Source organism: Natronobacterium gregoryi SP2, assembly GCF_000230715.2.
In the GTDB taxonomy this organism is placed as follows: Archaea; Halobacteriota; Halobacteria; order Halobacteriales; family Natrialbaceae; genus Natronobacterium; species Natronobacterium gregoryi.
The window spans coordinates 3,059,181-3,084,927 of the sequence record NC_019792.1; the positions used below are offsets into that span (position 1 = coordinate 3,059,181).

Consider the following 25,747-nt stretch of genomic DNA (forward strand, 5'->3'; position numbering starts at 1 on the left):
TATTAGTAGCGTCGTTCCGTGGACTCCCACCCGATGCACTTCGACCACGCCGGCATCGCGACCGAAGATGCCGACGGACTCGCGGAACTGTACGAAGACCTGTTCGGACTCGAGCGCGTCCACGAGGAGGTCTTCGACGGGATGCGCGTCGCCTTCCTCGCGTGTGGCGAGAGCTACTTCGAACTGCTCGAACCCGTCGAAGACGGCACGATCTCCCGCTACCTCGAGGAGAACGGACCAGGGGTCCACCACCTTGCGCTTGCGACCGCGGACATCGAGCGCGCACTCGAGACGGTCCGCGACCACGACGTGACGCTCGTCGACGAGGAACCACGCCCGGGTGCGTGGGGGCACTCGGTAGCGTTCTTGCATCCGCGGGATACGGGCGGGATACTGCTCGAACTCGTCGAGCACTGACGTCTGAGACGGACTGCTGTACCTATTTAGCGCCGATCGCCAGAACGGGGTCGGCGATCGGCGGTAATTGAATACAGCAAACCGTATGAAGAGTACGCTGTGACAGAAGCGCCGCGCTTGAGCGCTCTCACAACTTCGTACGGACTGCTGGAACGCTTTACCGGTGCGACTGCAGGAGTTCGCGGTCGCGCCGGAACTGACTGACAGCAAACGGTATCACTCCTTCAACCTTATTATCCGGCCGCCTCCATATGGAAACCGTATGAGCATGTTCGAACGTCTCGGAGAGAAAGTCGAACGATTCAAGCAGGAAGCCGAAGCAGCACGGGACGACGCGACGGAGTATCGCTGTCTCGAGTGCGATGTCGAGTTTCACACCGAGCGGGACACCTGCCCGGACTGTGGGAGCGAAGACGTCGTGATCGCCCACGACTGACGAGTCGGCGGTTGTTACCCGAAGTTCTCGATCAGTGCGTCGTCCGGATCTCCGCCAGCGTCCTCGATAGCATCCGAGACGGCCGTGACGAACGCTTCGAAGCCGAAGGCATAGCACTGACCGTCCTTGAGGTGCGTCTCGATCGCGTCGGCTATCGTCCCGTCGTCGTTCTCGTCGGCGAGAACGACCGTCGCACCCTCGTCCTCGAGCGTCTCGAGTCGCTGTTCGTGAGCGGGGTCGTCGTCTTGGTAGACGACGACTGCCTCGTGGCCGGCGTCGTGGGCGGCCTCGGCGATCGACACCGCGGGTCCAACCCCAGGCCCGCCCGCGACGGCGACGACGTCTCGGTCGCGTTCGTAGGTGATCTGGCCGAACGGTCCGTCGACGTGGACGGTCTCACCGCCGTCGAGTTCGGCGAGCCAGGGCGACAGCTCGCCGTCGGGGTCGACGCCGACTGTGAGCTCGAAGGTCCCCTCGGTTGACGGCGACGAGAGCGTGTAGTGGCGCTCGATCACCTCGTCCTCGGGTGCGGCTCGCAACAGGACGAACTGTCCGGGCAAAGCGTCGAACGCCGCGGGCGTCTCGAGTTCGAGCGCGATTGTACTCGGACCGACGTCGCGTACCGATTCGACGGTGACTGGGGTCCCGGTTATCTCCATGTCGAACCAGTTCGGTGGCAAACTGAAAAGTCGTTCCGTTCCTGCGCTGGTCTCGTTGCGAACTCGTTATTTCTCCCTAAATCGTTACTATAACGTCCGTAAACAGCTTTTCGTCGAGAATTCGCCTGGGGTTTCAGAAGTCTTTTTATCGGCTGGCAGCAATTTTCGCGACGACATGGCAGAGGATCTCAATTGGGCGATCGGTGGCGAGGCTGGGGACGGTATCGACTCCACCGGCAAAATTTTCGCCCAGGCGCTTTCCCGCGCTGGACGACACGTGTTCACCTCGAAAGACTTCGCGTCCCGAATCCGTGGTGGTTACACGGCGTACAAGATTCGGACGTCGGTCGATCAGGTCCAGAGCGTCGTGGACCGACTCGACATACTCGTCGCGCTGACACAGCGAACGATCGACGAAAACGTCGACGAGCTCCACGACGGCAGCGCCGTCATCTACGACGGCGAACGTTCCTGGGACGCCGACATTCCCGAGGGCGTGACTGGCGTCGACGTCCCGCTGAAATCGATCGCAGAGGATGCCGGCGGTTCGATCATGCGCAACACCGTTGCACTCGGTGCCGCGTGTGAGATCACCGGATTCGACGTCGAGTACCTGGACGAATCACTCGAGAAGCGCTTCGGCGGCAAGGGCTCGAAGATCGTCGAGAACAACAAGGAAGCCGCCCGTAAGGGCCAGGAGTACGTCCGCGAGAACTACGACGTCGATCTCGGCTATAACCTCGAGACGACCGACGAGGACTACGTCCTTCTGAACGGTAACGAAGCGATCGGCATGGGCGCACTCGCTGCCGGCTGTCGGTTCTACGCCGGGTATCCGATTACGCCCGCAACCTCCATCATGGAGTACTTGACCGGTCGGATCGAGGACTACGGCGGTCACGTCGTCCAGGCCGAGGACGAACTCTCAGCGATCAACATGGCGCTGGGCGCTGCACGCAGTGGTGCCCGGTCGATGACCGCGACCTCGGGTGCAGGGATCGATCTGATGACCGAGACGTTCGGACTCGTCGCCCAGAGCGAGACGCCACTCGTCATCACCGACGTCCAGCGTTCCGGTCCCTCGACCGGGATGCCGACCAAGCAGGAACAGGGCGATCTCAACATGGCACTGTACGGCGGGCACGGCGAAGTGCCACGGTTCGTCGTCACGCCGACCTCGATCGACGAGTGCTTCTGGAAGACGATCGAAGCGTTCAACCTCGCCGAGAAGTACCAGACGCCGGTCTTCCTCGTCTCGGATCTGGCGATGTCGGTCACCGAACAGACGTTCCCACCGGAGACGTTCGATATGGACGACGTCGAGATCGACCGCGGCAAACTCGTCGACGAAGTCGACGAGTGGCTCGACGCCAAGGGACGGTTCCGGGCCCACGCCGTCACCGACGACGGCGTCAGCCCGCGTGCCATCCCCGGAACGACCGACGGTGCCCACATGAGTACTGGCCTCGAGCACGACGAACTCGGCCGCCGGACCGAAGACCCCGACGAGCGCGTCCAGCAGGTCGACAAGCGAAATCGGAAAGTCGAGACGGCCAAGGAACGAGAAGAGTGGGACTACCGCGAGTTCGGCGATCTCGAGGCCGACAACCTCGTTATCTCCTGGGGATCGAACGAAGGTGCCCTCACCGAGGCACTCGACTATATCGACGAGAACGTCCGCGTTATTTCCGTTCCGTACATCTTCCCGCGACCAGATCTCAGCGACGAGATCGGGGCTGCAGACGAGGTGATCGTCGTCGAGTGTAACGCGACAGGACAGTTCGCCGATCTGCTCGAACACGACGCACTTACCCGCGTCAAGCGCATAAACAAGTATACGGGCGTTCGCTTCAAGGCGGACGAACTCGCGGAACAGATTTCGGAGAAACTCTCCGAGGAGGTGCCAGCACAATGAGCTCCGACGTACGATTCACTGACTTCAAATCCGACAAGCAGCCGACCTGGTGTCCCGGATGCGGTGACTTCGGGACGATGAACGGCATGATGAAAGCCCTGGCCGAGACCGGCAACGATCCCGACAACACGTTCGTGGTGGCCGGAATCGGCTGTTCGGGGAAGATCGGGACCTACATGCACAGCTACGCGCTGCATGGTGTCCACGGTCGCGCCCTGCCGGTCGGGACCGGCGTCAAGATGGCTCGTCCCGACATCGAGGTCATGGTCGCCGGCGGTGACGGTGACGGCTACTCGATCGGTGCCGGTCATTTCGTCCACGCCGTTCGCCGCAACGTCGACATGTCCTACATCGTCATGGACAACCGTATCTACGGGCTAACCAAGGGTCAGGCCTCGCCGACCTCGCGGTCGGATTTCGAGACCTCGACGACGCCGGAAGGATCGAAACAGCCACCGGTCAACCCACTCGCACTTGCGCTGGCTTCCGGCGCAAGCTTCATCGCCCAGTCCTTTGCCTCGGACGCCCTGCGCCACCAGGAAATCGTCCAGAAAGCCATCGAACACGACGGTTTCGGCTTCGTCAACGTCTTCAGTCCGTGTGTCACGTTCAACGACGTCGACACCTACGACTACTTCCGTGACAATCTCGTCGACCTGGACGAAGAAGGCCACGACCCAACGGACTACGAAGCCGCCAAAGCGGTTATCCTCGACAGTGACAAGGAGTACCAGGGTGTGATGTACCAGGACGAGAACTCGGTGCCATACCACGAACAACACGGCGTTACCGAGGACATGTCCGAGATCCCCGACGGCGCACCCGAAGACGCGATGGACCTCGTCCGCGAGTTCTACTGACTCCGCGACTCCTTGCCTGCGCTTTCAGGGCCCTCGAGTCGTTTCCCGCTCGTTTCGCCTCTCGACACTCCCGCAGCCCCCCTCTTCTTTACAATTTATAGAAGATATTGCTGGTGGTTCTCTGCTTTTCGTACTGGTCGATCGTCGACACCTACGGAGTATGTTGATAAATACCCGCCTTTCTTTGGCCCAAGAGTGTGGATTGTAGGCGTGGTTTGCATAGAGGGAATAAATATGAATCCTATAGAGAGTATTTAAAAGGGCAAAACATACACGTACGTTCACCTCTGGGAAGAAAGACTCGACATAGTTGTCAAAACCGCCAGTTCGAGGGGGAGGGGGGGGGGAGTTCGGGGGCAGTCGAGAGTCGATCCGGCCCTTGCCGACCCACACGAGAACTTCCCGTCGAGACGGCCAGCGCGGTACCACCTCGTCTAGTTACCGTCGCGGCCGTCGACCAGTCGCGTCCGTCCGACGCAGGGCGTAGTAGCCGCTGACAGTCAGCGCCTCCCGATCGTACGACGCCGTCGCAACCCGCGTGCAAACAGGAACACGTCACGGTCGAAGGGCTTCGGACGCCACCCCACATCAATTATTACGACAGTGGAACAACCACGAACGTTTTTTCCGTCACGCCCGAAAGACGGGACAATGCCCGCCGACAGCGATTTCGATAGCGAGCCAGCCGGCAACCCCGGCGACCGAACCACGTCCAATCGCCGCCAGTTTCTCGCACTGAGCGGCCTCGGCGTTACCGGACTCGCCGGCTGTACAGAGAGGCTGAACGATGACAACCCGAACTCGGACTCGCCGACTACCGACCAGCAGGCAACTCCCTCGAGCGACGAGCACCGAACTGTGACGATGGTCGTCCAGCCGGACCCGACTGCTCTGCGAGAGGCCCAACTCGAGATCACGACCGCACACGAAGAGGGGGAACTCGACCACGAGGAGGCCGAACGCGAGCTTGCGGAACGAGAACGGGAGTTGATCGATGCGGCGGTCGACGACGCACATACTCGCGTCGACGACGTCGGGGCGACGGTGCTCGACGCTGTCGAGAGCGAAGGAGCACTGCTCGTCGAAGGGGAGCCGATCGCGATCGTCGACCTGCTAGAAGCGCCCTCGATCTCGGCGATGTTCTCTGCGAGCAGATTCGAACAGGCCCAGAAGCGAGACGAGGCAAGCGAGATCGCAAGCGATGGGGCCGACACCGACCCGGCTGGAACGGAGACAAACGAGTCGACGGCGGACTCGGACGGAACCGAGTAACGGTTGCCCGTTCGGTCGTCAGTCGCGTTACTCGTCGTCGGACGACAGTTCGTCGGGAACGGAGACCTCGACGCCGTCGTAGTCGGTAAACGTCGTCTCGACGGTCACGACCGCAGGTTCGCCGCCCTGGCTCACCTGCATTCGTACGTCGGTCCCGTACAGCGTGTCTGTCTCCGTATCGACCAGGACGTAGGCGACGAACTCCTCGAGGGTCGTCCCGACGTGGCCGGAGTCGTCGATACCTGCGAGTTCGCTCTCGTGCTCGTCGGAGACGTTCAGTTCGTACATCGTCGTCTCGACGCCGTCGACGGTCTCGGTCCGGATCGGTTCGAACGATGCGTTCTCGAGAGAGTCGGTCGCCGAAGCGAGCCGATGTGTTTCTTCCCAGTTGCCGTCGTCCGTCCGATCGAACTCGTCTCCGTCGGTCGTGTATCGTTCGTCTGCGAGGACGTACTGTTCCGTCTCCGTCGTTCGTGGATCGGCTCCGACGTGGGTTTCGGTCGTCATCGTCAGGTGGGCCTGTCGATCTGTGACGTCGACGGGGCCATCGATGGTAGTCGTTTCGTTGACCATACCGGACCGAAGCGTTCGCTCCACTTCGACGTGGTAGCTCTCGACAGTGTCGGCGTTGGCCTCGATCGCATCTACGTCGACCGCGGTGTCGTCGGCATCGTCTTCGAAGACGCCGATCCCTCCAGTACAGCCTGCAAGGAGAAGACAACACGCGACGATAACCGTCAGAGGCATCCGATTCGCTCGAGCCACGATACGAGACTGTTCGAACGACCACCTTCTAAAGTTTTCTCTGTCGCTGCCGACCTGTGCCCGACCGGCGACGAGCACGCCGTTCGTGAAAAAGCCGGTACTATTCCCTCGTTTGAAGGACGTATAATTTATTCAGACCCTTCATATGAGCGGAACTGAGGGGTATACTCCACTGCCTGATTCGGATGGCGTGGGAATTCCCCCGAATATTTATAGTTAGTTGAACTGAAACTCGAGCCTGCATGGGGTATAGCCGACAGTTGCTACTGGTCGTCGCCGTCAGCCTCCTTGCCGTCGTTAGCGCGGGGGCTGTGGCTGCGGCCGACGCTTCAGAGGCGCACAGTGCTGAGCCGGTGATGGAGGGTGACGTCGCCCCACAGGTTCAGGAGAACAACGAAACGGAGGAGCTACCGGTAGAGCCACCGACCGAGGAGTCACACCCGGGCTACGAGTACATTCGACAGGAGGGTGACACCGAAGAGAAGATCGAACTCGGCGAACAGCTGTACTTCGACCCGCGAATCTCCGAGACGGGAACCATTTCGTGTAACACCTGTCACAACGTGATGGAAGGCGGTGACGACAGCCGTCCGGTCGCGATGGGTGTCCACGGCGAGACTGGACCGGTCGCGTCGCCGACCGTCTGGAACTCCGGGTTCCACCACACGCAGTTCTGGGACGGCCGCGCCGACACGCTGGCCGAACAGGCCGAAGGACCGATCGTCGCCGACGTCGAGATGGGTATGCCCGACCACGAGGCAGCCCTCGATCGCGTCCGCGCAGTCGATGGTTACATCGAGCAGTACGAGGAGGTCTACGGCGACGAAGTCGACAGTGACGACCCTGAAGACCTCGTGACTCTCGATCACACGACCGACGCGATCGCCGCCTACGAGCGAACGCTCGTGACGCCGAACAGTCCCTACGACCAGTACGTCGAGGGTGACACCGACGCGTTGACCGACGAGCAACTCGACGGCATGGAGTCGTTCCAGGAATTGGGCTGTCAGAGCTGTCACTCCGGGCCGATGTTCAGCGGCCAGTGGGACGAACCCGAGTCCGGTGAGGGCATCTACATGCCGCATCCGACGTTCGAAGAGAACCCACAGTGTGAGCAGTACATCGAGGAGTACGACCTGATGGAGAACCCGGGCCGTGCGGGCGTCACTGACGACGAGGCAGACGAGTACCACTACAAGGTACCGACGTTGCGCAACGTCGAGCACACCGCCCCGTACATGCACACCGGGCAGGTGCCAACCCTCGAGGAAGCCATCCGCGTGATGGGGGCCTGTAGCCTCGACGACGAGCCGTCCGACGAGGAAGTCGAGGACATCGCGGCTTTCCTGACGACTCTGACTGGGGAGTACCCGGAACAGGAGATGCCGCGACTGCCGAACCCGAGCGGCGAATCGATGATCCCGATGGACGCTGACGCGGAATTCGAGGACATCGAGGAAGAACGTGACGACGCCGACGAAACTGACGACGACGGCATTCCCGGAATGACGATCGGCGCAGCAGTCCTCGCGCTGGCGATCGCGACTGCTGCAACACTGGTCGGCTACTCTCGACGGCTAAACGGCTAGGCGTTCGTCCTTCCTTTTTGGAACGAACGATAGCTCTTTCAGAACCCGATACAAATCACGATACGTCCGACGAATGACCCCACGGAAACTCCTTACGATAGCCGTGCTCATTGCCGTGCTGGGGTTTGGCTACTATTCGATGAACACAGCCCCGGTTCTCAGCGATCACGACTACACCTACCAGGGCGGGATCGAGTGGCACGAAGATCCCGACGAGGCAACCGCAGTTGCCATAGAACAGGACAAACCAGTCCTCGTCTACTACTGGACGACCTGGTGTACGTACTGCCAGGAATACGACGACAACCACTACCAGAACGACGCGATACGCGACGAACTCGACGAGTACGTCCTCCTTGCGATCAACCTCGACGAACCCGGGCCTGGCGCACAGCTTGCCTCCAACCACGAGGCAGCGTACCCGCCACAGCACGTCATCATGACTGCCGACGGCGAGGAACTGTCCCGCCTCGGCGGCTACGTCGAAGAAGACCGGTTCCTCGAGGAACTTCGAAGCGGGGTCGATTCGGCATAGTATGATACCAAACACACTCACATCCGGCACGCTGTTGCTCGTGGTTGCAGCGTTTGCAAGCAGCCTTGCAACGCTTCTCCTGTTGTACAGCTACGTCTCGCGCACCGACGACCTCCGTCCGGTGACGCTCGTCGCGGCCGGCACCTCGACGCTCTCGCTGGTCGTTGCCCACACGTATCTCACCTACCAGTTCGTCGTCGGTGACTACACCAACGCGTACGTCTGGGAGAACTCCGCGGACTATCTCTCCGTGCTGTACCGTCTCACCGGTCCGTACGCGAACCACGAGGGGTCGATCCTCTTCTGGGCGACCCTGACTGCCGTCGTCGCCACGTGGACGGTGTACTCGAGTCGGTTCCGGGGCCGTGGAGCGAACCTCGCCCAGTCGATCTCGCTGGGCATCGTCGCCGTCTTCGCGACGATGCTGGTCACCCAGAGCCCCTTCACTCCGATCGAGATCGCGTTTCCGGACACGCCCGCGGGATTCGTCCCGCCGGACGGCGACGGGCTGAATCCGCTGCTGGTCGATCCCTGGATGGCGATCCATCCGCCGATTACCTTCGCGGCGTACGCGCTGTTGATCGTTCCGTTCGCGCTTGGAATCACGCACTTCGTCTCCCTGTTCCGTGGCGAGGGAAGCGTCTTCGACGAGTGGCTCGGGAGCATGCGCCAGTGGCTGCGTGTCTCGTGGCTGCTGTTGACTGCAGCGATTGTCTTCGGTGGGATCTGGGCCTACGGCGTCCTCGGCTGGGGCGGTTTCTGGTCGTGGGACCCCGTCGAAACCGCCGTCTTGATCCCGTGGCTCGCCCTGACTGCCTCCTTACACGCGATCAACCGCTACGCCAAGACCGGCGAGTACCCGATCTTCGCACCGGCGTCGGCGGCGATCGTCTTCCCCCTCGTGATCTTCGCGACGACGGTCGTCCGCAGCGGCGTCTTCCGGAGCGTCCACTCCTTCGCCGCGGGCGGGATCGGCACCGGCATCCTGTTCCTGCTCGGGGTCACCGGGACGGCTGCGATCGTCCTGCCCTTTGGCTACTGGTTCCTCGAGGCCGAGGAGGGGTCCCGGGACGCCGACGAACCGTGGCTGAGCCGCCGCACTGTCTACCACGTGGCCGTGCTCGCGTTCGCCGTGCTCGCGTTCATCTCGATCTGGGGGCTGTCCTTCCCCGTGATTCGCAACGCGGCGACCGGCGTCGAGGTCAGCGTCGGACAGGACCACTACAACCTCTGGAGCTACCCCGTCGTGGTCTTCGGGTTACTGGCGGGCGGGCTGTACGCCCTGCTCGATCTCCGACGGCGGAAACTCGCGATCGGCGCGACCGCGGCCGTCGCCGTCGCGACCCTCGTCGCGGCGTTTATCGCACCGTCGGCGAACTGGTACCTGAGCGATCCCGCCGTCCACGACCCGCTCGTCTACCGCGTCGTCGGCTCGGCCAGCGTCCTCTCGATCGTCCCGCCGGCGGCGTTCTTCGCTGGCACCTGGATCTGGCGGTACGTCGATCGCGTTCGGGGCGTCCCCTCGCGGACGTTCAAAGTCCGCGAGACGGGTATCGTCCTCACTCACGTCGGCGGTGCGGTGTTGATCGTCGCTATCTCGTTCGTCTACCTCTTTGCCACGTCGGCATCGGTCGCGGTGGTCGGGATCGACGATGCAGGGAACGACCCCGAGCCGATCGTCGAAGAGACGCCCGACGGCGAGTACGAGGTCCACGTGACGAACTACGAGACGACCGAAGAACCGACCATCGAGGAGGCAGCCCGCAGCCCCGAGGAAGTGCTGGCCGTCGACGAGGACGCCTCGCTCGTCAGGGGCGAAATAACGGACCTCGACTCGGTCGAGGAAACGACCGTCGCCCGACTCGAGGACTCGAGCGTCTGGCTGGCAAGCGCCGACGATTCGCTGTTCGAGGAAGGGACGGAAGTCATCGCTCGCGGAACGGTCTTCGAGGGTGAGACGCCGGGTGTCGACGCCGAGGCGTTCGTCTACACTGATGCGGACAACCTGGGGCCGGTGTCGGAACCGCCGCAAGCGGTTCACACGCCGCGGGTCACTGCTCACGAACTCGAACTGGCCGTCTACGAGGGCGGCGAGCGCGTCGCCGAGGGGATGATCGCCGAACAGGAGTATCTCCGCTCGGAGATGAACACCAACGACGCCGTCATCGAGCGTGGGATCACCGGGGACACGTACGTCGTCGGGTCGATCGACGAACGCGGCGCGTCGGTCACCATCGACACGTATCCGCTGGCCAACCAGATCTGGCTGGGCGTCGCGTTGATGCTCGTCGGGATGACGACGGTGACACTTGCGGATAGCCGACGCAAACGCGAATAAGACGGTTTCGCTACTCTTCGACCACGTACTCGAAGGTCATCCAGCCTGCAAGCAAGACGAGCAGATCGTAGGTTACCAGGATTCGGAGCCACGCCGACGTCATCCCCTCGGAGAGGCCCGGTTCGGTCAAGGCCGTTCCCGAGAGGATGATCGGGATCACGAGCGGCACGAGCAAGACCGGCAACAGCGACTCCTGCAACTGGGAGTGAAGCATGAGAATCGACAGCAACACGCCGACCGCGCTGAACCCGAGCGCGGCGAGTGGCACGACGAGCAACACCGTCGCAAGCGTCGCCATGTCGAACGCGTAATCGAGGAAGACGACGACGAACCCGAGGCTCAACAGGCCGATTCCGGTGATGAACACCGTGGAACTCGCGACCTTCCCGAGGTAGATCGCCGATCGATCGACTGGCGCGAGCAGCAGGCCGGCGATTGCCTCGTTGTTCCCCTCGAGTGCGACGGCGTGGCTCATCCCGACCGCGCCGCCGAAGACGACGGCGAGCCACAGCGCACCCCGGGCGAGCACGTCGCGGGAGCCGACTTCTTCGCCGAAGACGAACGAGAAGACGACGATGATGAGCAACGAGAAGACGACCGCGGCGTTGGTGGTCTGCTTGCTGCGAGATTCGACCAGCAGGTCCTTGCGAGCGATCGCGTAGACGACCCGAAGGTAGTCCCCGATCATCGTTCTCCCGTCTCTCTGTCCTCGGTGCCGTCCGCTCGCCCGATAGTCGATCGGGTCGGGACAGCCGTCCCGCTCGTCACCGCTCGTGGCTCTCCGCCCGTACAGCGCCGTTCGTACTCTTCGAGCACCTCCGCCGCGTCGTCGAACACCGTCGTCTCGAGGTCGCCGACGAGCCGACCGTCGTTCATGAACAGCACCCGATCTGCCAGCCGGTAGCCCCGCTCGAGGTCGTGGGTCGCCGCGAGGACGGTCCGGTCCTCGAGGTCCTCGAGCACTGCGGCGACGCGTTTCAGCGAGGTCTGATCGAGACCCGTGTAGGGTTCGTCGAACAGTAGGAGGTCGGGATCGTGGACGAGCGCACGCGCAAGCGAGACGCGTTTGCTCATGCCGTGTGAGAAGCCGGCGACCCGTTCGCCCCCGCGGTCGGCGAGCCCGACCGTCTCGAGGAGGTCGTCACAGACGGCGGCGTCGACGCCGTGCAGCCGTGCGTGTAGCCGGAGATTTTCCCTGGCGGTGAGTTCCTCGTAGAGCATCGTCTCGTGGGCGACGACGCCGAGCCGGGAGCGAACCGCCGCGTTGCCGCCGACCAGCGGTTCCGATCCGATCTCGATCTCCCCTTCCGTCGGCCGGGACAGCGACGCGAGCATCCGGATGAGCGTCGTCTTCCCCGCGCCGTTGGCCCCGAAGAGGACGGCCGTCTCACCGCCCTCGAGGCCGACGGAAACGTCGTCGACGCCGACGTGGGTGCCGAACCGCTTTGTCACGCCGGAGACGGAGACGAAAGCCATTGCCCGACGGTTGGCGGACGCATGACTTAAGCATTGTAATTCCGTACTGTCGATCGATGGAGCTTCCGACGCTGTCAGTCGTTCTCCTCGCGGGTGTAGCAACGATTCTGACGCCGTGTTGTCTCCCTCTGCTTCCGCCGCTGCTGTCTGGCAGCGTCGGCCACCGACTTCGTCCGGTCGCGATCGTCTCGGGAAGTCTGCTTTCCTTTACCGCACTTGGCGTCCTCGTCGGCGCGTTCGGGTCCGTCTCGCCCGACACCCTCCGTGCGCCAGCGTTCCTGGCGATCGTCGCTTTCGGCGCGGTGATGGTCGACGACGACCTGCACCGAGCCTACTCGCGGTACGCCTCGCGGCTCTCGAGTACCGCCTCCGAACGCGTCGGCGCGTTCGACGAGCAGCGCCACCCGCTCGCGTCGGCGTTCTCACTCGGGTTGTTGCTGGGTGTCATCTGGCTTCCCTGCGTCGGGCCCGTCCTCGGTGCCGTCCTCGCGTACGCGGCGACGACCGGGGCTGCCGTAGAGAGTGGGGCGTTCCTGTTCGTCTACGGCGTCGGGTTCGCGCTCCCGCTGTTGGGCGTCGCCTACGGCGGCAAGATCGCGGGCCGATCGATCGCCGACCATCTCGGCGTGCTCGGCCGACGGGACGTCGTTCGGCGTGCGGTCGGCGTCGTCTTGCTCGTGACCGGCATCGCCTTGCTGTTCGAGATCGACCGGATCTTCCTCTCGGCGCTGTACTGATCTCTGGACCCGCCCCGCGTTGGCTACACCGTCGTGTACTCCTCGGCACCGTCCTCGTCGAACGCGTAGATCCGCAACGGTTCGTCGCCGCGTGGCCCCATTCCGGGCGAGTGCTGTGGCATCCCCGGCGCGGCGAGACCGCGGGCGGATGGCTCGTCCGCAAGGAACAACTCGACCGCCTCGAGAGGGACGTGCCCCTCGACGAGAACGGGCTCGTCCTCGCCCAGCACGAGCGTGTGACAGCTTCGGACGTCTGCCGGGACACCCAGTTCCGTTTTGACCGTGCCGAGGTCGTCGACGTGTTCGACTCGGATGTCCAGCCCGTGACCGTCGAGATAGTCGACGTACTCCCCACAGCAGCCACAGTTGGGGTCGTGATACTGAACGCCGCTCTCGAGGGGGAGCGATCCGTCCCAGTCCCAGTGGGTTGGCTCCGAACCGGAATCGGACGACGTCGGTTCTGTCTCGGTGTCGGTCTCCTCGAGACAGCCGGCGAGGCCGACCGAGGCCAGCATCGTTCCTGCTCCAGTCACACAGAAGCGTCGTCGAGAGACTGGCTCGCGCATACCACCGGGTTCGGCTGGGAGCATAATATACCGTCCGGTCCCCGAGACGTAGTAACGACGTGTGTCCCGGTATTCCTACTGCGTCGCGACTGGCGAAGCTTTGATGTAACGACAGTCAGAAAAGATAGATAATGGATCGGAAAGTGAAGGTAGTGGTCGGTGGCGTCGGTATCGTCGTTCTGCTGGCGGTGCTGGCGACCACGACGATGGGGTCTGCTACCCAGTTCGTCACTCCGACCGACCTGGCAGAAACCGACGACCACGACGACTCCGTCGTCAAACTCGAAGGGCAGGCCGTCGCCGTCGACGACGGCGACCCAATCACCTTCGACGTTGCAGACGGGAACGACACAAAGCCGGTGACTTACGACGGCGAGATGCCCGAGACGATGTCCGATGGCCGAGTCGTCGTCGCCGAAGGACACTTCGACGGCGAGGAACTCGCAGCCGACGACCTGACGGTTCGAGCCCACGAGGGCGAACATCCAGAGGACCACCCTGCGACCGACACGAACGAAACGCTCGACCACCACGAATCACACGACACCGCCGACGCCGAGAAATCGGACGACGAACAGTACGACGGCAACGAGAGCAACTACGGAGACGGATTGCTGTAACTAGTTACTGCCGATCGACAACACGGAGCCAGCAGCCGGTAGTCGCCGATAATCAACTACAGTAAACCGTGTGGGGCTGATTGCCCCGGTTTCTGGCACAACCGCAATCCGTCCGGCAGTCGCGCTGACTTGCGACAGTCCGCCTGAAGCCCAGCGGGCACCCGATCGAACGGGAGACAGAGTTCGAGTGTCTGGCGTAGGCGTGAACCGCGGGCAGTGAAACGCGAGAGCAGAGATCCCACGAACCGTACGAACGGACACTCGTGGCCGTAAACCGTATCAGTTCTGTTTACCGCTCGAGTCGTTCCGGTTCCGTGGCGGCGCGAGAAGGGTCGGGCTGAATTTTGATTCGGTATTCCGGACTTTTTGTTGCCGATCACTGGCCGACAATTCCTGATTCGAGATAACGAGACCGGTTTTTAATTATGCCACTCCCCGAACGTTACCTATGGTACAGGCGATCGACACGTCGGCGACTGTCCCCGGAGGCGTTTCCGGCACTGGAACCGGGCCAGTGGTCCGGGTGAGACACCGATGAGAGAGACACGTCTCGTTGCCATCGTAACGCTGCTTGCAGCAGGAATCTCGTCGGTTGCGACGTCGTTCGGCATCTACGCGACCTCCGAACGGTTCCTCGTCTCGTCGTTCAATCGACTCGTTTTAGAGGTGCTTCCCGGCTGGTTCGTCTCCACGTTCATCCAGGTGCTCGGCGATCTCGCACTCGAGTTGAGCATGCTGTTCTCGGGTGCGATACTCTCTGTAGTCGTCGGTGCCGTGGCAGTCGGGGGGTATCGCCTGGGTGCGAGCATCCGCCCGTCTTCGCGGGAACTCGCAGGCACCGTACTCGCAGTGGCACTGGTTTTCGTCGTAACGTATCCTGTCGTGGGAGCAGCTAGCGCGGTCGTTTTGCCGGCGATCGTTGGTGGTGCCGTCGTCGCAGGGTTCGACCTCGCGTTGACATCGAACGAGCCGACCGGCGACGTGCGCTCCGACCGGCGTGTGGTTGTCCAGGCCGTCGGAGCCGTCGCCGCGTACAACGTCGTCGCACACGGGCTCGGCTTCGTCCGCCGGAGCCAGACTCGACGATCCGAACGCGAACTCCAGGGACAGGCGACGAGACGCGAAGCCGAACACCTCGTCGCGGAGGCGAACGACGCCGGGATCGACGCCGACGGCATCAAACCGTTGATCTCCGAGATCGGCGAGTTCTACCGGGTCGACATTAACCCGACGCCACCGACAGTCGACGCCGACGCCTGGAATCTCTCGGTAACCGGCCTCGTCGACGAAGAACTCGAACTCGAGTACGACGACATCAGGGGGTACGAGACGATCAACCAGTATAAGGCGATCCGCTGTCTGAGCGACGGTATCGACGGCGAACAACTCGACACCGCGGTCTGGACCGGCTGTCGGATGGGCGACGTGCTCGAAGACGCGGGCGTGCAAGAAGACGGAGAGTACGCGATGGTACGCGGTGTCGACGACTACTTTTACTCGATCCCGCTCGAGGATCTCGCGGACTCGCTGCTTGCTTTCGGAATGAACGGGATGGAGCTTCCGGCCGGCCACGGCTACCCCGTTCGCTTGCTCGTTCCGGATCGATGGGGGAAACTCCACGTCAAGTGGCTCACCGACGTCGAAATCGTCGGCGAGGAAGCAGGCGGTTACTGGGAAGAACGCGGCTGGAACGGGATGGGGCCGGTCAACGCGGTGACGAAAGTCGATCGGATAAACCGCCCCGACGACGGCCGTATTCAGCTCGTCGGTCACGCGTACGCAGGCGCTCGTGGCGTCGAGGCAGTCGAACTCTCGATAGACGGCGGCGACAGTTGGGAGGAGGCGACGCTGAGCGAACCACTTCCGGACCCCGACACGACCCGCCAGTGGCGCTACGAGATCGACCCCAGCGCGGACGATCCAGACAGCTACGACGTCTACGCGCGGACGATCGACGGCGAGGGAACCGTCCAGCCGGAAGAGCGAACTGACCCATACCCCGACGGAGCAACCGGCTGGGCACAACGAACCGTTCGCCGACAATAAGACCGGCCGCGTCGCCCGACCGGCCGGTGCAGTTGGGTCAGTCTCCTCGGTTCGATTCTGGTTCGTTCGTCACGTCCTCGAGTCGCTGCTCGACCGCCGAAAGCCGATTGCGGAGATAGAGGACGTAGACGAGGATTGCTCCGAACACGATGCCGTACGCGAAGAGTAGTAGGTAATCCATGTGTGATCACTGACGTTCCGTCCGCTTGTACGTTTCCGTCCGCGTGCGGTTCTTCAGCGAGTCGATTCGGGTCGTGAGTTCGTGCAGGTGAACTCTCACGCCGAGTAGGGAAACGTAGAGAAACAGGACCGCAAACAGCGAGACGAACAGGACAGACGCTGTGATGGCTGCTTCGGCGTCTGGATTCCCCATCGACGGTGCGTGGAGGCGGGCAGTCCACAGCCGTGTCGACGCATACGATATCGGGACGGTGATGAATCCGACGACGCCATAGACCGACGCGAGTCGCGAGACTCGGCCTCCTCTGTCACCGCTCGAGTAGATGATCAGGTATCCGGCGTAGATGAACCAGACGAACAGGAACGTGACCAGACGGATGTCCGACCAGTCCCACCAGGTGTTCCAGATGACGCGACCCCACGCGCTGCCCGTAACCAACGTCAGCGTTGCGAAGACGAACCCGAGTTCGGCGGAGCCGTGTGCGAGCTGTTCCCAAAATCGGGTGCCGGTCACGAGATAGAGGACACAGCCTGCGAACGTCACCGTCAGCGCGAGACCGCCGACAAGCGCGAGCGGGACGTGCCAGTACGCGATGAGATTAATTCCATGACTGACGCCGTACATCGACTTCGATGCGTGGCCAAACACCAGTCCGATCGATGCGAGACCGAGTATCAGAGTGAGGTAGCCGGGAACGGAACTGCGAAACACCCACCGCAGGAATCCGATCGTTCGTCCCTCGTACGAGCCCATATCACTGGGTTCGTGGCCACTCTCAAAAAGCATCCGTCCTGTTCCCACGCCCCTGGTAGACTCTGCCAGTCCTATGTATGGCCCATCTTCATAAAAGCCTTGTATTTTACAGATGTACCGCTGTAACTCCCTAATAAAAGTATATCCTTCATATGGCCCGTTAGTGGTGTGTCGGTGGCCTACAGCTCCGACCGAATCGGCGGGGGTTCCACAACTATTAGGCTCTCCCCTCGCCAACGCGGCGGTATGAAAGAGCTGTTCGAAAAAGCGGCCCGGGGCGAACCGACCGAACGGCCACCCGTCTGGATGATGCGCCAGGCCGGCCGCTATCTCCCCGAGTACCGCGAACTGCGGGAAGACTACACGTTTCTCGAGGCCATCTCGACCCCAGAAGTCGCCGCCGAGATCAGCCTCCAGCCCTGGGAGCGGTTCCAGCCCGACGGAATCGTCATGTACTCGGACATTCTGACGGTACTCGAGCCGCTTGACTTTTCGTACCACCTCGAGTCCGGCGTCGGCCCGGTCGTCGAGAACCCGGTCGACGAGCCGGGAGACACCGAACGCGAACAGGGCGACGTCCGCGACGAACTGTGGTACGTCGGCGACCTGCTCGAGCGACTCTCGGCCGAACTGGGCGACCGGGCCGCAGTCCTCGGCTTCGCCGGCGGCCCGTTTACGCTCGCGGCGTACGTCTGTGAAGGGACGCCCTCTCGCTCGTTTATGCAAGTCCGACGGCTTCGTGCAGAACACCCCGAGGCGTTCGAGCGGTTGCTCGAGGCTTTTACCGACGTACTGGTGGAGTACGTCGAGTTCCAGGTCGAGTCGGGGGCAGACGCGATTCAGTTGTTCGACACCTACGCCGGCTTGCTCTCGCCCACCGACTACCGGGAGCTCCTGTTGCCCTACCATCGAGAGGTCCTCGAGACAGTCGACGTCCCGACTATTATGTTCGCACGCAACGTAGGCGGCAACCTCGGTCTGCTAGAAGACAGTGGAGCCGACGTCGTCGGACTCGACTGGACGGTCGACCTCGAGACGGCTCGCGAGGAACTCGGCGACGTGGCGATTCAGGGGAACCTCGACCCTGCACTACTGTACGGTGACTCCGACACGGTTCGGGAACGAACGCGAGACGTCATCGACGCGGCAGGCGACGCCGGCCACATCCTCAACCTCGGCCACGGCGTCGACCGGAACACACCCGTCGAGAACGTCGAGGCGTTCTTCGAGACGGCGAAAAAGGTAGCGTAGGCGTTACTGCGGCGGGAGGCCAGCGTTCATACAGTACGTCCCTGGCTCGTCCCGGCACTGACACTGCCGAAGCTGATAGTAGTCGGGTTCGAACCCGGAGAGGAACGGCTCGACGAGGTCGGCAAGCAGGCCAGGAAACCGTGGATCGTCGTGTGGGACCGGCACCCGGTAAAGATCGAGACCGACCGCGTCAGCGTCCTCCTCAAGGTCAATGTCGAGTTCGACCAGCGTCTCGGACTGTTCGTGCATGAAACTCATCGGCTCGACGACGACGCGCTCGGCCTCGCCACCCAGTTCTTCGACGACATCCTCGGTCTCGGGTTCGGTCCACTCGATGCCGCGGTTCTCGTGGTTCTGGTAGCCGATCTCGTACTCCTCGAGACCGATAATGTTGGCGAGCGCATCGGCGTGTCCTTCGACGTACCCGTCGTAGCGACTCCCCTCTTCGAGGTACTTCGTCGGGGTGCCGTGTGCCGAGAAGACGAAGGCGGTGTCGGGGTCGGCGAGGTCGATTCCTTCCTCGGCGACGAACTCGCGGATTGCCTCGGCACGGATACGGTTGTACGTCGGCGTGCGGTGCCAGCCAGTAATCGACGCGAACTCGGGATCGTACGCGAGGTCGTCGATCGCCGCCTCGAGCGCGTCGATGGCAGCGACGCTGGTCGAGGGCCCACAGAGCGGATAGATCGGAACTGCAAGGACCGACTCGAACTCTGCTTCGGCCAACTGTTTTGCAACGTCCGGGATCAGTGGTTCCATGAACTGCATCGCGTGGTAGACCGAGACGTCGTGTCCCCGATCGTCGAGCGTCTCCGCGAGTGCCTCGGCCTGGGCAGTCGCCTGCTCTTGCAGCGGTGAGCCTCCGATCTCCTCGTACTCCTCCATCAGGCCCGGCAGACGCCGTTTTGCCAGCTCGCGGGAGCGTTCCCGTGCTGCTTCCTCCGACTCGGCGTCCTCGAGCGAGGCGTTGTCGTAGAAGATACGCGTCAGGTACTCGAGGACGACGTCGCGGTCCGGTTCGGACGGTTCTCCGAAGTTCAGCAGGACGACGGCAGTTTCCATGGTCGAGGGTTAGGATGGCTCCGGTATAGATACTTCGGAGGCGGAAGACGAATCACTAGCCCGTCGGGGCGCAGTTGGTCTTGCCGGCGCGACTGGAGTTATATGGACTGCTGTCCCGCTGTACCGGCGCGACTACAGAGAACTCGCGGTCGCGCTGGAACTGACGGACAGCAAACCGTATCAGAGCCGAGACGATCGAAGGCGGACACGTCACGGGAAACCGCTCGTTCGGCGAATCGACAGACAACACCGAGGTCTGGTTCGGGCTAGCCGGGCGGTCGTCGACCCCCTGTATTCCTCGACGAGTTGGGCCTTCTCGATCCCGCAAGACCCCAGACTCCGTTCGATGACGAGGGACCGATGCCCTCTCGAGGCACCCACCCTCGAGAGAGTTGCCCACTACTGGCCGTGAGAGGCGTACAACTGGGCCGGAACTGCACGAGGTCGGCGGCGAGTAGATCACGCAATTATATATTTTCTCAGTACAGATATTTTTAGTATCATTTAGGTGCCGGGTGCAGCCATCAGTAATGCAGAGCCGGGTGAGACGGTCGAACAGATGGCCGAAAGCCGGCTTCTGATCGACCTGTGGCCGGACTGCACCCGCCCAGGTCGGTAACGCTTTAGACGTTGTACTGGCCCAGAGATCGGCGCTTTCGCATCTAACTGCCGTTTCCAGCAGTTGCTATCGGAGCTAGCCGGAAAACGCTCGCCGACGAAGCCCACGGTTCGAGCGGCAGAGTCCGAACGGGAAACCGTAGGTACCGCGTTCAATAGCACGCTGTCGAACTAGCCAACATATTGCTTATAGTATAAAATACTGAAAGTGTTCGTACTAGTATGTAGTCCAGAACTCGCCGGCAGCGATAGCGTGATCGTAAATCCGCGCCGTCTGTACGCAGACGTCATCGAGTCAGCGAACGGTCGCCAAGGAGGATACCACGGCCCCACCGGCCGGCATGAACAACGACTGCCCGGCACGGCTCGAGGGTCCCCGCCCGTGAGACGGATCGCTGTCCCGATTCCCGGTGCAACCGCTTTGGGACGCGACTACACCACCACTGACCGAGACGGTTTACTGTAGTCGATTGCCGCCGATCGCCGACCACCGGCCCCGTTCTGGCAATCGGCAGTAACTAGTTACAGCAATCCGTATGGGAGTCGTCCGTCTGATACGGATTACTGTACCGATTTACCGGCGCAACCGCCGCCCGGGTCGCGGTTGTGCCGAAAATGACTTACAGTAAACCGTATGAGTCCAGAGACCGACCTGGCCCACTCCAACGACACCAATCGCGCCGGGATGGCGGTCGGCAACGGATAGTTACAGCAGGAGCATGAACCCTGTGAAAACGGCATCCGCGCCCTCGGCTGGCAGGTCGGAGCAGATACAGTGATCTCCCGCTCGAGCAGGCGATTCGTCGACGGACGACACTCAGGTGGAGGAGGTACAACGGATCGTGAATCGACCGATCCAGTCCTCTAACCGGTCGAGAAGCGCCTTGAACTCCTCGTCCTCGAGGATGGGGCAACAGCCATCGTAGAGTTCGATTCGAATCGTGACGAGCATCGTTCGGCCGTCTTCGAACCGATCGATTTCCACGTCGCTGACGGCCTCGAGGTCGAGGCACTCGAGACACCACTCGAACAACCAGCTCTCGTGTTCGGGCCGGTGGTCGGCGATGCCGTAGCCGAACTGATAGTGAATTTCACAACGGTGGCTGGTTTCGTCCTCGAGCTGTGCCAGTTGCTCGTCCGGAATGGAACCGGTGCCGTCTCGATCGATCCGTCGCCCAGGGCTCATACGACCCCATTCAATAGCCAGTATGAAGTTGCTGTCTCTCGATACTGCATCTATTTATATAGCAATAGCTAGAACGAAGTTCAGTAGCCACTACAACTCCCGCGAGCACACGAAGAATCCTGAACGAGCGATGTTATTAGTTTCGATTCGACGGCAGCGAGTCGCTGTGAGACTGCCGATCTGGAGACGCCGAGTTCGTCCGCGAGATCGGCGAGGTCTGCGTCCCGTGGCCGTTCGTAGTAGCCCGATTCGACGGCGGTCACGATAGCTTCACGCTGTTTCTCCGTGAGAGTCTCGGTGGCGATCTCGAGGACGTGATCGTCGCTCGACGACGGCGCGGAGTCGGTGATTCGCTCGAGACGGACCGACGCGCCGGTGTTTCGCAGTGCAGTGACGATCTTCTCGAGTTCTGTCCGCGACGGCGTCGTGATAGCGACCGACAACCCGTCTTCGTCGACAGTCTCGATCGATGCGATGCAGTCGTGGGTCTGGAAGACGGGACAGATACACCGCTCACCGACGTCGGCCCGGAGGTATTTGGATTCTCCGGCGGTTCTGTCGACGACTTCCGACCGACATTCGAACTCGTCACCACAGTCTTCGTCTCGGTAGTGGAGATCCTGACTGACGTCGTGACCGCCTTCACATTCGTCCAGGACCGAACAACGCGCCTCGTGATGTGGTTCGATCCAGAACCGGGCCCGGAGAGGAGTGGCCGCGGACGAACCAGTGTCGTGGTCGGCGTCTCCTGAAGGCATGACAATGTTGTATTGGTATTCGAGTAATAAGTTCAGGTGGCAATTGCCCACTCGGTGGGAACACTCGACGTATGCCCGTTACTGTTGGCTAAACGACCGAATGAGCGTCTTCTCGACGGCGTTGAGGCGCTGTGAAACGGCTGATTTCGAAATTTCGAGTTCGTCTGCCAGGTCCTCGAGTGTCGCTTCGCGAGGCTGGCCATAATAACCCCGTTTGACCGCGAGTTCGACTGCTTCGCGCTGTTTCTCGGTGACGTCGCCCGTATCGATCTCGAGGGTCGTCTCCTCGTCCGACGGAACACGAGAGAGACGGCGCAGTCGAACCGTCGCATCGAGCATCTCGAGAGCGTCGATGATGTGGCTGAGGAGTGACCGATCTTTGACAACCAGAAAGACCTGTAGCGATCCGTCCTGGATGCATTCGACATCGAAAACACAATCGAACTGAGAGAGTTGCTCGCAGATACACGCCTCGTGGATTTCCTCAGTGACGTACCGGCGTTCGTGGCCGTCGTTTTCGGCGACCGTTACCTCGCTGTGGCAGACGTCGTTTGCGGAGATACTCCGTCTGATCGCCGTCGCGTTCGGTGTTGCCGACACGACTGGGCAGGTAGCGTTCTCGTCAGGAGTGACCGCGAGTGTCGCCCGAAGTGGCGTCGTGTCCGGTTTTTGTGCGGCCGAGCGCGCTGATTCGGCGGGCATACCCGTGGCTTGGAAACACAGGACGGTATAAAAGGAGGCCGGTTCCTGTCGTGTGGGAACGCCTGAACGTGTTCAGGCGAAATTTCATTACGCGAGAATTGCAGCGACAGTTTTCGCCCGACGAGAACTGGACAGAGTACGGGAGTGCAGTCCTGGCTGATACGATGACACGAGACCAACTGTGGGAGCGACTTCGGGCGGTCGAAGATCCGGAACTGGACGACGACGTCGTCTCGCTGGGGCTCGTTACCGATGTCATCGTCGAGGGAGACACTGCGGTCGTCTCGGTTGCGTTCAACGCACCCCTCTCCCCGACCGAGCGAGAGATGTGCGACGAGATCCGGGCACTCTGTCGCGGAATGGGGCTGACGCCACGGCTCCACGCCGACTCGACCCACGACGGCGTGACCGGTGTCAGAAACACGATCACGATCGGGGCGTCGGCTATCGACGCCAAACCGGGTGTCGTTACCGGAACACTGGCGACGGCACTTGCAGGACTCGACGCGCACGTCGGCGTCTTCGACTTTCGCCTCGAGTCGGCATCTAACGGCTGGCTCGAGGCAGTCGATCCACCGGATCTTTCGGGAGATCCCGTAGTCCCCGCTACGAGCCAGAACGTCTCCGTCGTTCGGCTCGGCCCTCTCCTTCCGCGAGACGGAACGATACCGGCAACTGACGCTGTTCTCGACCTTTTGCTCCCACGGATTCGCAACCGACTCGTCTGGGGGGGTCTCGATTACTTGCTCGTGGCGCTGCCGTCTTCGTCCGAGTCGGTCCGACACACCGTCCTGGAACGAGTGCCGACGCGGGGAACGATCGCCGTCGGAGCGGCCGGGACGGAGTCGACCTCACTTCGAACCGCCGTCCGGACACTGTCGACCGAGACGACGGTGATCGGTGCCCTCGGAACCGTCTCGGACGGCGATCGGCGTCCCGAACCCACGTCCGACTACGACCTCGCAGACCACGATCTCCCGTGTCCGTACCTCGGCACGATCCCTCTCGAGTCGGACGCCGGACCGGACGCCGAACCGTTCCGGGAAGCCGCGGTCGCGATCACTGACCTGGTTGGGGCAATCAACCGTCAGCGAGCGGCACGGTTGCAACTCGCCGAGAAGGAACCAGGATAATCCCGTCGACGACACTGCCTCTCTCGTCTAGCTGTCTCGTTTCTCTTTCGAGGACCGCGTCTTCGGTCCGACGAACTTGCAGCCCCGTGCTACTCGTTGCTCGATCGCCACGGTCGACCGACCAGCTACGTCGAACTTGGTGGGACTCGACTCGAGAACGACACCGATGAGGCAGTCGACACTCCCTCTCACAAGAGACCGCCTAGTACCGTCCCAAGCGTGGACCGACTAGTTGAGAGTTGGCCCAAACCGATCACGATTCTCGATCAGGAGTAAAGCGCACTAGTCAGAGTAGACTTGGGACGCTACTAGACGTAATCCAGGTTCACCTGGGTGATGTTTGCGGCCCGCTGGACGACATCGGCAATTTCCTCGCGTCGTGGTTCGTCGAGTCGACGTTCCGGCCCACAGACGCAAATCGAACCACGGACACGGTCGTCTTTGTCGAGGACCGGTGCTGCCACGCAAACCATCCCCGCGATGCGTTCGCCCTCGTCGACCGCGTACCCCCGTTCGCGGGCCGCCTCGAGCTGGTCGAACAGCACCTCTGGGTCGGTAACCGTCTGCGAGGTGACCTCGACGAGTCCCTCGTCGACCAATTTCGCGACTCGGCCGTCGTCCACGTGCGCGAGCATCGCCTTTCCGGGGGCGGTCGCGTGCAGGGGAATCCGTGCGCCCGGGTACGCGAACAGATTGATCGCGTCGGGTCCCTCTTCGACCGCGAGGATCACTGCCTGGTCGTTCTCCGCAACCAGCAGAGTCACGTGTTCGCCGGTCTCCTCGGCGACCGTCTCGAGTTGGTCACGCACGGCCTGATAAATTTCGAGACGGTGACAGTGGCGGTGTCCGACCTCCAGAAAACGAGTCGTAGTCCGGTACTCTTTGTCCTCGATCGTCACGTATCCCGTCGAGACCAGTGTCTGGAGATAGTCGTGGACCGTGCTGACGGGCATCTCGAGTCGTTCTGCCAGTTCCGAGACGCGGCCCGGTCCGTTCTCCGAGAGTTCGTCGACGATGGCGAACCCGCGTTCGACGGAACGGTTCGATGCATCGGTCATAGTCCCGAAAAGTACTGTTTTGCACAGAAACATTTCGGTATCGTCGGAACGAGTTTCGGCGAGGGTGTCGTCGTCGTTCCGTTCGGGCGAGAGATCACTGACGATGGGCGCCGTCTCCGGACGATGGCGTCTGATCGGAGTTAGTCTGGACGGCGAGGTTATCAGACCTCCGACATATTGTGTGATTAAGACAATTGTAGTTGACGGGCTCTAACCACACTCATGTTAGATATAATACTATATGTCTCAGATATCATTCTGGACAGCAAACTGTTTTCTCTCGAGTTGGTCGTAGTCTTCGCTGCTGGCAGACTTCAGTTGGAGCCCTCGAAGAGTTCTGTACGAGCCCAGATACAAACTATCTGCCTGTTCTTTGAATGGCCCGTGCTCGAGGTAGACACCAGACAGATAACGTGAAAAATATACGATCACATTCGATAGTAGTAATCATACCGGGAGGAAAAGGTATGGCAAAGAGAGCCGGCTGACCGGTGTCGCGTACGCTCGACGACTGTCGTCGGACGGCGGAGCCGTCGATGATCGAAGAACGGCTCGTACGGTCCGCTGTCGGCCACTACCGCAGTCGCGGCGATGAGTGCTCTCTACTAGTACCGTCCCAAGCGTCGACTGATGAGTAAACCCAGACGACCGCATTCGGTTTCACTCATCTGTTTAGGCTTGCCAAGGCACTAGTGGCGGGCCAAGCCTGAACTGATGGGTCGAATCTGGCGGTGTCGCTCGATTCGACCCGTCAGTCGACGGTTGGGACGGTACTAGTACTGTCTCAAGCGTGGACCGACTAGTTGAGAGTTGG

Annotated in this window: 25 protein-coding genes; 13 read left to right on the forward strand and 12 right to left on the reverse strand. The window is 61.8% G+C overall.

Annotated features, from left to right (window positions below):
• Nucleotides 1-33: 33 nt before the first annotated feature.
• Both mce and NATGR_RS19995 read left to right on the forward strand, forming a co-directional pair.
• Nucleotides 34-417: a methylmalonyl-CoA epimerase gene (mce, locus tag NATGR_RS15140; RefSeq protein WP_005580918.1), complete on the forward strand. Its 384-nt coding sequence runs from the start codon at nt 34-36 to the stop codon at nt 415-417.
• Between the two features lie 262 nt (nt 418-679).
• Entirely contained in the window at nt 680-853 is a 174-nt protein-coding gene (locus NATGR_RS19995; protein ID WP_005580919.1) for a hypothetical protein, read from the forward strand.
• A gap of 14 nt (nt 854-867) precedes the next feature.
• On the opposite strand, the gene NATGR_RS15150 is transcribed toward NATGR_RS19995, so the two are convergent.
• Nucleotides 868-1,512: an FAD-dependent oxidoreductase gene (locus NATGR_RS15150; RefSeq protein ID WP_005580920.1), complete on the reverse strand. Its 645-nt coding sequence runs from the start codon at nt 1,510-1,512 to the stop codon at nt 868-870.
• 175 nt (nt 1,513-1,687) lie between these two features.
• Here NATGR_RS15150 and NATGR_RS15155 point away from each other — a divergent pair, with 175 nt between their 5' ends.
• The 3 genes from NATGR_RS15155 (at nt 1,688) to NATGR_RS15165 (ending at nt 5,559) form a co-directional block, all read left to right on the forward strand.
• Entirely contained in the window at nt 1,688-3,427 is a 1,740-nt protein-coding gene (locus NATGR_RS15155; protein ID WP_005580921.1) for a 2-oxoacid:acceptor oxidoreductase subunit alpha, read from the forward strand.
• Complete coding sequence (locus NATGR_RS15160; RefSeq protein WP_005580922.1) at nt 3,424-4,287, forward strand: 2-oxoacid:ferredoxin oxidoreductase subunit beta; 864 nt, start codon at nt 3,424-3,426, stop codon at nt 4,285-4,287. The genes NATGR_RS15155 and NATGR_RS15160 overlap by 4 nt, the downstream gene beginning before the upstream one ends.
• Nucleotides 4,288-4,938: 651 nt before the next feature.
• Complete coding sequence (locus NATGR_RS15165) at nt 4,939-5,559, forward strand: hypothetical protein (protein ID WP_005580924.1); 621 nt, start codon at nt 4,939-4,941, stop codon at nt 5,557-5,559.
• 27 nt (nt 5,560-5,586) lie between these two features.
• Here NATGR_RS15165 and NATGR_RS15170 read toward each other — a convergent pair whose 3' ends face one another.
• Nucleotides 5,587-6,306, reverse strand: coding sequence for a hypothetical protein (locus NATGR_RS15170; protein ID WP_015233770.1), 720 nt, complete (start codon nt 6,304-6,306; stop codon nt 5,587-5,589).
• A gap of 260 nt (nt 6,307-6,566) precedes the next feature.
• On the opposite strand from NATGR_RS15170, the gene NATGR_RS15175 reads away from it, so the two are divergent.
• The 3 genes from NATGR_RS15175 to ccsA all read left to right on the forward strand — a co-directional run bounded on the left by NATGR_RS15175 (nt 6,567) and on the right by ccsA (nt 10,786).
• Nucleotides 6,567-7,913 carry a cytochrome-c peroxidase gene (locus NATGR_RS15175; protein WP_005580926.1) on the forward strand — a complete coding sequence of 449 codons (1,347 nt, stop codon included), beginning with the start codon at nt 6,567-6,569 and terminating at the stop codon, nt 7,911-7,913.
• A gap of 73 nt (nt 7,914-7,986) precedes the next feature.
• Nucleotides 7,987-8,448, forward strand: a complete 462-nt coding sequence (locus NATGR_RS15180; protein ID WP_005580927.1) for a thioredoxin family protein — start codon at nt 7,987-7,989, stop codon at nt 8,446-8,448.
• A 1-nt stretch (nt 8,449) separates the two neighbouring features.
• Nucleotides 8,450-10,786 (forward strand): cytochrome c biogenesis protein CcsA, encoded by a 2,337-nt coding sequence (gene ccsA / locus NATGR_RS15185; protein ID WP_005580928.1) that lies wholly within the window; start codon nt 8,450-8,452, stop codon nt 10,784-10,786.
• A 10-nt stretch (nt 10,787-10,796) separates the two neighbouring features.
• On the opposite strand, the gene NATGR_RS15190 is transcribed toward ccsA, so the two are convergent.
• Both NATGR_RS15190 and NATGR_RS15195 read right to left on the reverse strand, forming a co-directional pair.
• On the reverse strand, nt 10,797-11,474 hold the full coding sequence (locus NATGR_RS15190; RefSeq protein ID WP_005580929.1) for a heme exporter protein CcmB: 678 nt from the start codon (nt 11,472-11,474) through the stop codon (nt 10,797-10,799).
• Nucleotides 11,471-12,262: an ABC transporter ATP-binding protein gene (locus NATGR_RS15195; RefSeq protein ID WP_005580930.1), complete on the reverse strand. Its 792-nt coding sequence runs from the start codon at nt 12,260-12,262 to the stop codon at nt 11,471-11,473. Before NATGR_RS15195 ends, NATGR_RS15190 begins: the two co-directional genes overlap by 4 nt.
• Nucleotides 12,263-12,318: 56 nt before the next feature.
• Here NATGR_RS15195 and NATGR_RS15200 point away from each other — a divergent pair, with 56 nt between their 5' ends.
• Nucleotides 12,319-12,999, forward strand: coding sequence for a cytochrome c biogenesis CcdA family protein (locus tag NATGR_RS15200; RefSeq protein ID WP_005580931.1), 681 nt, complete (start codon nt 12,319-12,321; stop codon nt 12,997-12,999).
• A gap of 23 nt (nt 13,000-13,022) precedes the next feature.
• Here NATGR_RS15200 and NATGR_RS15205 read toward each other — a convergent pair whose 3' ends face one another.
• A complete protein-coding gene (locus NATGR_RS15205) occupies nt 13,023-13,589 on the reverse strand; it encodes a DUF411 domain-containing protein (RefSeq protein ID WP_005580933.1) in 567 nt (188 codons plus the stop codon).
• A gap of 107 nt (nt 13,590-13,696) precedes the next feature.
• On the opposite strand from NATGR_RS15205, the gene NATGR_RS15210 reads away from it, so the two are divergent.
• A complete protein-coding gene (locus tag NATGR_RS15210; protein ID WP_005580935.1) occupies nt 13,697-14,185 on the forward strand; it encodes a cytochrome c maturation protein CcmE domain-containing protein in 489 nt (162 codons plus the stop codon).
• Between the two features lie 534 nt (nt 14,186-14,719).
• Nucleotides 14,720-16,231 carry a molybdopterin-dependent oxidoreductase gene (locus tag NATGR_RS15215; protein WP_005580937.1) on the forward strand — a complete coding sequence of 504 codons (1,512 nt, stop codon included), beginning with the start codon at nt 14,720-14,722 and terminating at the stop codon, nt 16,229-16,231.
• A gap of 37 nt (nt 16,232-16,268) precedes the next feature.
• Here the strand turns inward: NATGR_RS15215 and NATGR_RS15220 are convergent, their stop codons facing one another.
• Together NATGR_RS15220 and NATGR_RS15225 are read right to left on the reverse strand one after the other, a co-directional pair.
• Nucleotides 16,269-16,412 (reverse strand): CcmD family protein, encoded by a 144-nt coding sequence (locus tag NATGR_RS15220; protein WP_005580938.1) that lies wholly within the window; start codon nt 16,410-16,412, stop codon nt 16,269-16,271.
• Nucleotides 16,413-16,418: 6 nt separating this feature from the next.
• A complete protein-coding gene (locus tag NATGR_RS15225) occupies nt 16,419-17,165 on the reverse strand; it encodes a cytochrome c biogenesis protein (RefSeq protein ID WP_005580939.1) in 747 nt (248 codons plus the stop codon).
• A gap of 246 nt (nt 17,166-17,411) precedes the next feature.
• Between NATGR_RS15225 and hemE the strand changes: the two genes are divergently transcribed.
• Nucleotides 17,412-18,416 carry a uroporphyrinogen decarboxylase gene (gene hemE / locus NATGR_RS15230; RefSeq protein WP_005580940.1) on the forward strand — a complete coding sequence of 335 codons (1,005 nt, stop codon included), beginning with the start codon at nt 17,412-17,414 and terminating at the stop codon, nt 18,414-18,416.
• A 3-nt stretch (nt 18,417-18,419) separates the two neighbouring features.
• Here the strand turns inward: hemE and hemH are convergent, their stop codons facing one another.
• The 4 genes from hemH to NATGR_RS15250 all read right to left on the reverse strand — a co-directional run bounded on the left by hemH (nt 18,420) and on the right by NATGR_RS15250 (nt 22,742).
• Nucleotides 18,420-19,478 (reverse strand): ferrochelatase, encoded by a 1,059-nt coding sequence (hemH, locus tag NATGR_RS15235; protein WP_005580941.1) that lies wholly within the window; start codon nt 19,476-19,478, stop codon nt 18,420-18,422.
• Between the two features lie 1,435 nt (nt 19,479-20,913).
• Complete coding sequence (locus NATGR_RS15240) at nt 20,914-21,282, reverse strand: hypothetical protein (protein WP_005580943.1); 369 nt, start codon at nt 21,280-21,282, stop codon at nt 20,914-20,916.
• Between the two features lie 80 nt (nt 21,283-21,362).
• The gene (locus NATGR_RS15245; RefSeq protein ID WP_005580945.1) at nt 21,363-22,040 is read right to left on the reverse strand and encodes a helix-turn-helix domain-containing protein; all 678 of its coding nucleotides are present in this window, start codon (nt 22,038-22,040) and stop codon (nt 21,363-21,365) included.
• 78 nt (nt 22,041-22,118) lie between these two features.
• A complete protein-coding gene (locus tag NATGR_RS15250) occupies nt 22,119-22,742 on the reverse strand; it encodes a helix-turn-helix domain-containing protein (RefSeq protein ID WP_005580947.1) in 624 nt (207 codons plus the stop codon).
• A gap of 164 nt (nt 22,743-22,906) precedes the next feature.
• Between NATGR_RS15250 and NATGR_RS15255 the strand changes: the two genes are divergently transcribed.
• Nucleotides 22,907-23,875: a P-loop NTPase gene (locus tag NATGR_RS15255; protein ID WP_015233771.1), complete on the forward strand. Its 969-nt coding sequence runs from the start codon at nt 22,907-22,909 to the stop codon at nt 23,873-23,875.
• A gap of 308 nt (nt 23,876-24,183) precedes the next feature.
• Here NATGR_RS15255 and NATGR_RS15260 read toward each other — a convergent pair whose 3' ends face one another.
• A complete protein-coding gene (locus tag NATGR_RS15260; protein WP_015233772.1) occupies nt 24,184-24,933 on the reverse strand; it encodes an IclR family transcriptional regulator in 750 nt (249 codons plus the stop codon).
• Nucleotides 24,934-25,747: the final 814 nt, after the last annotated feature.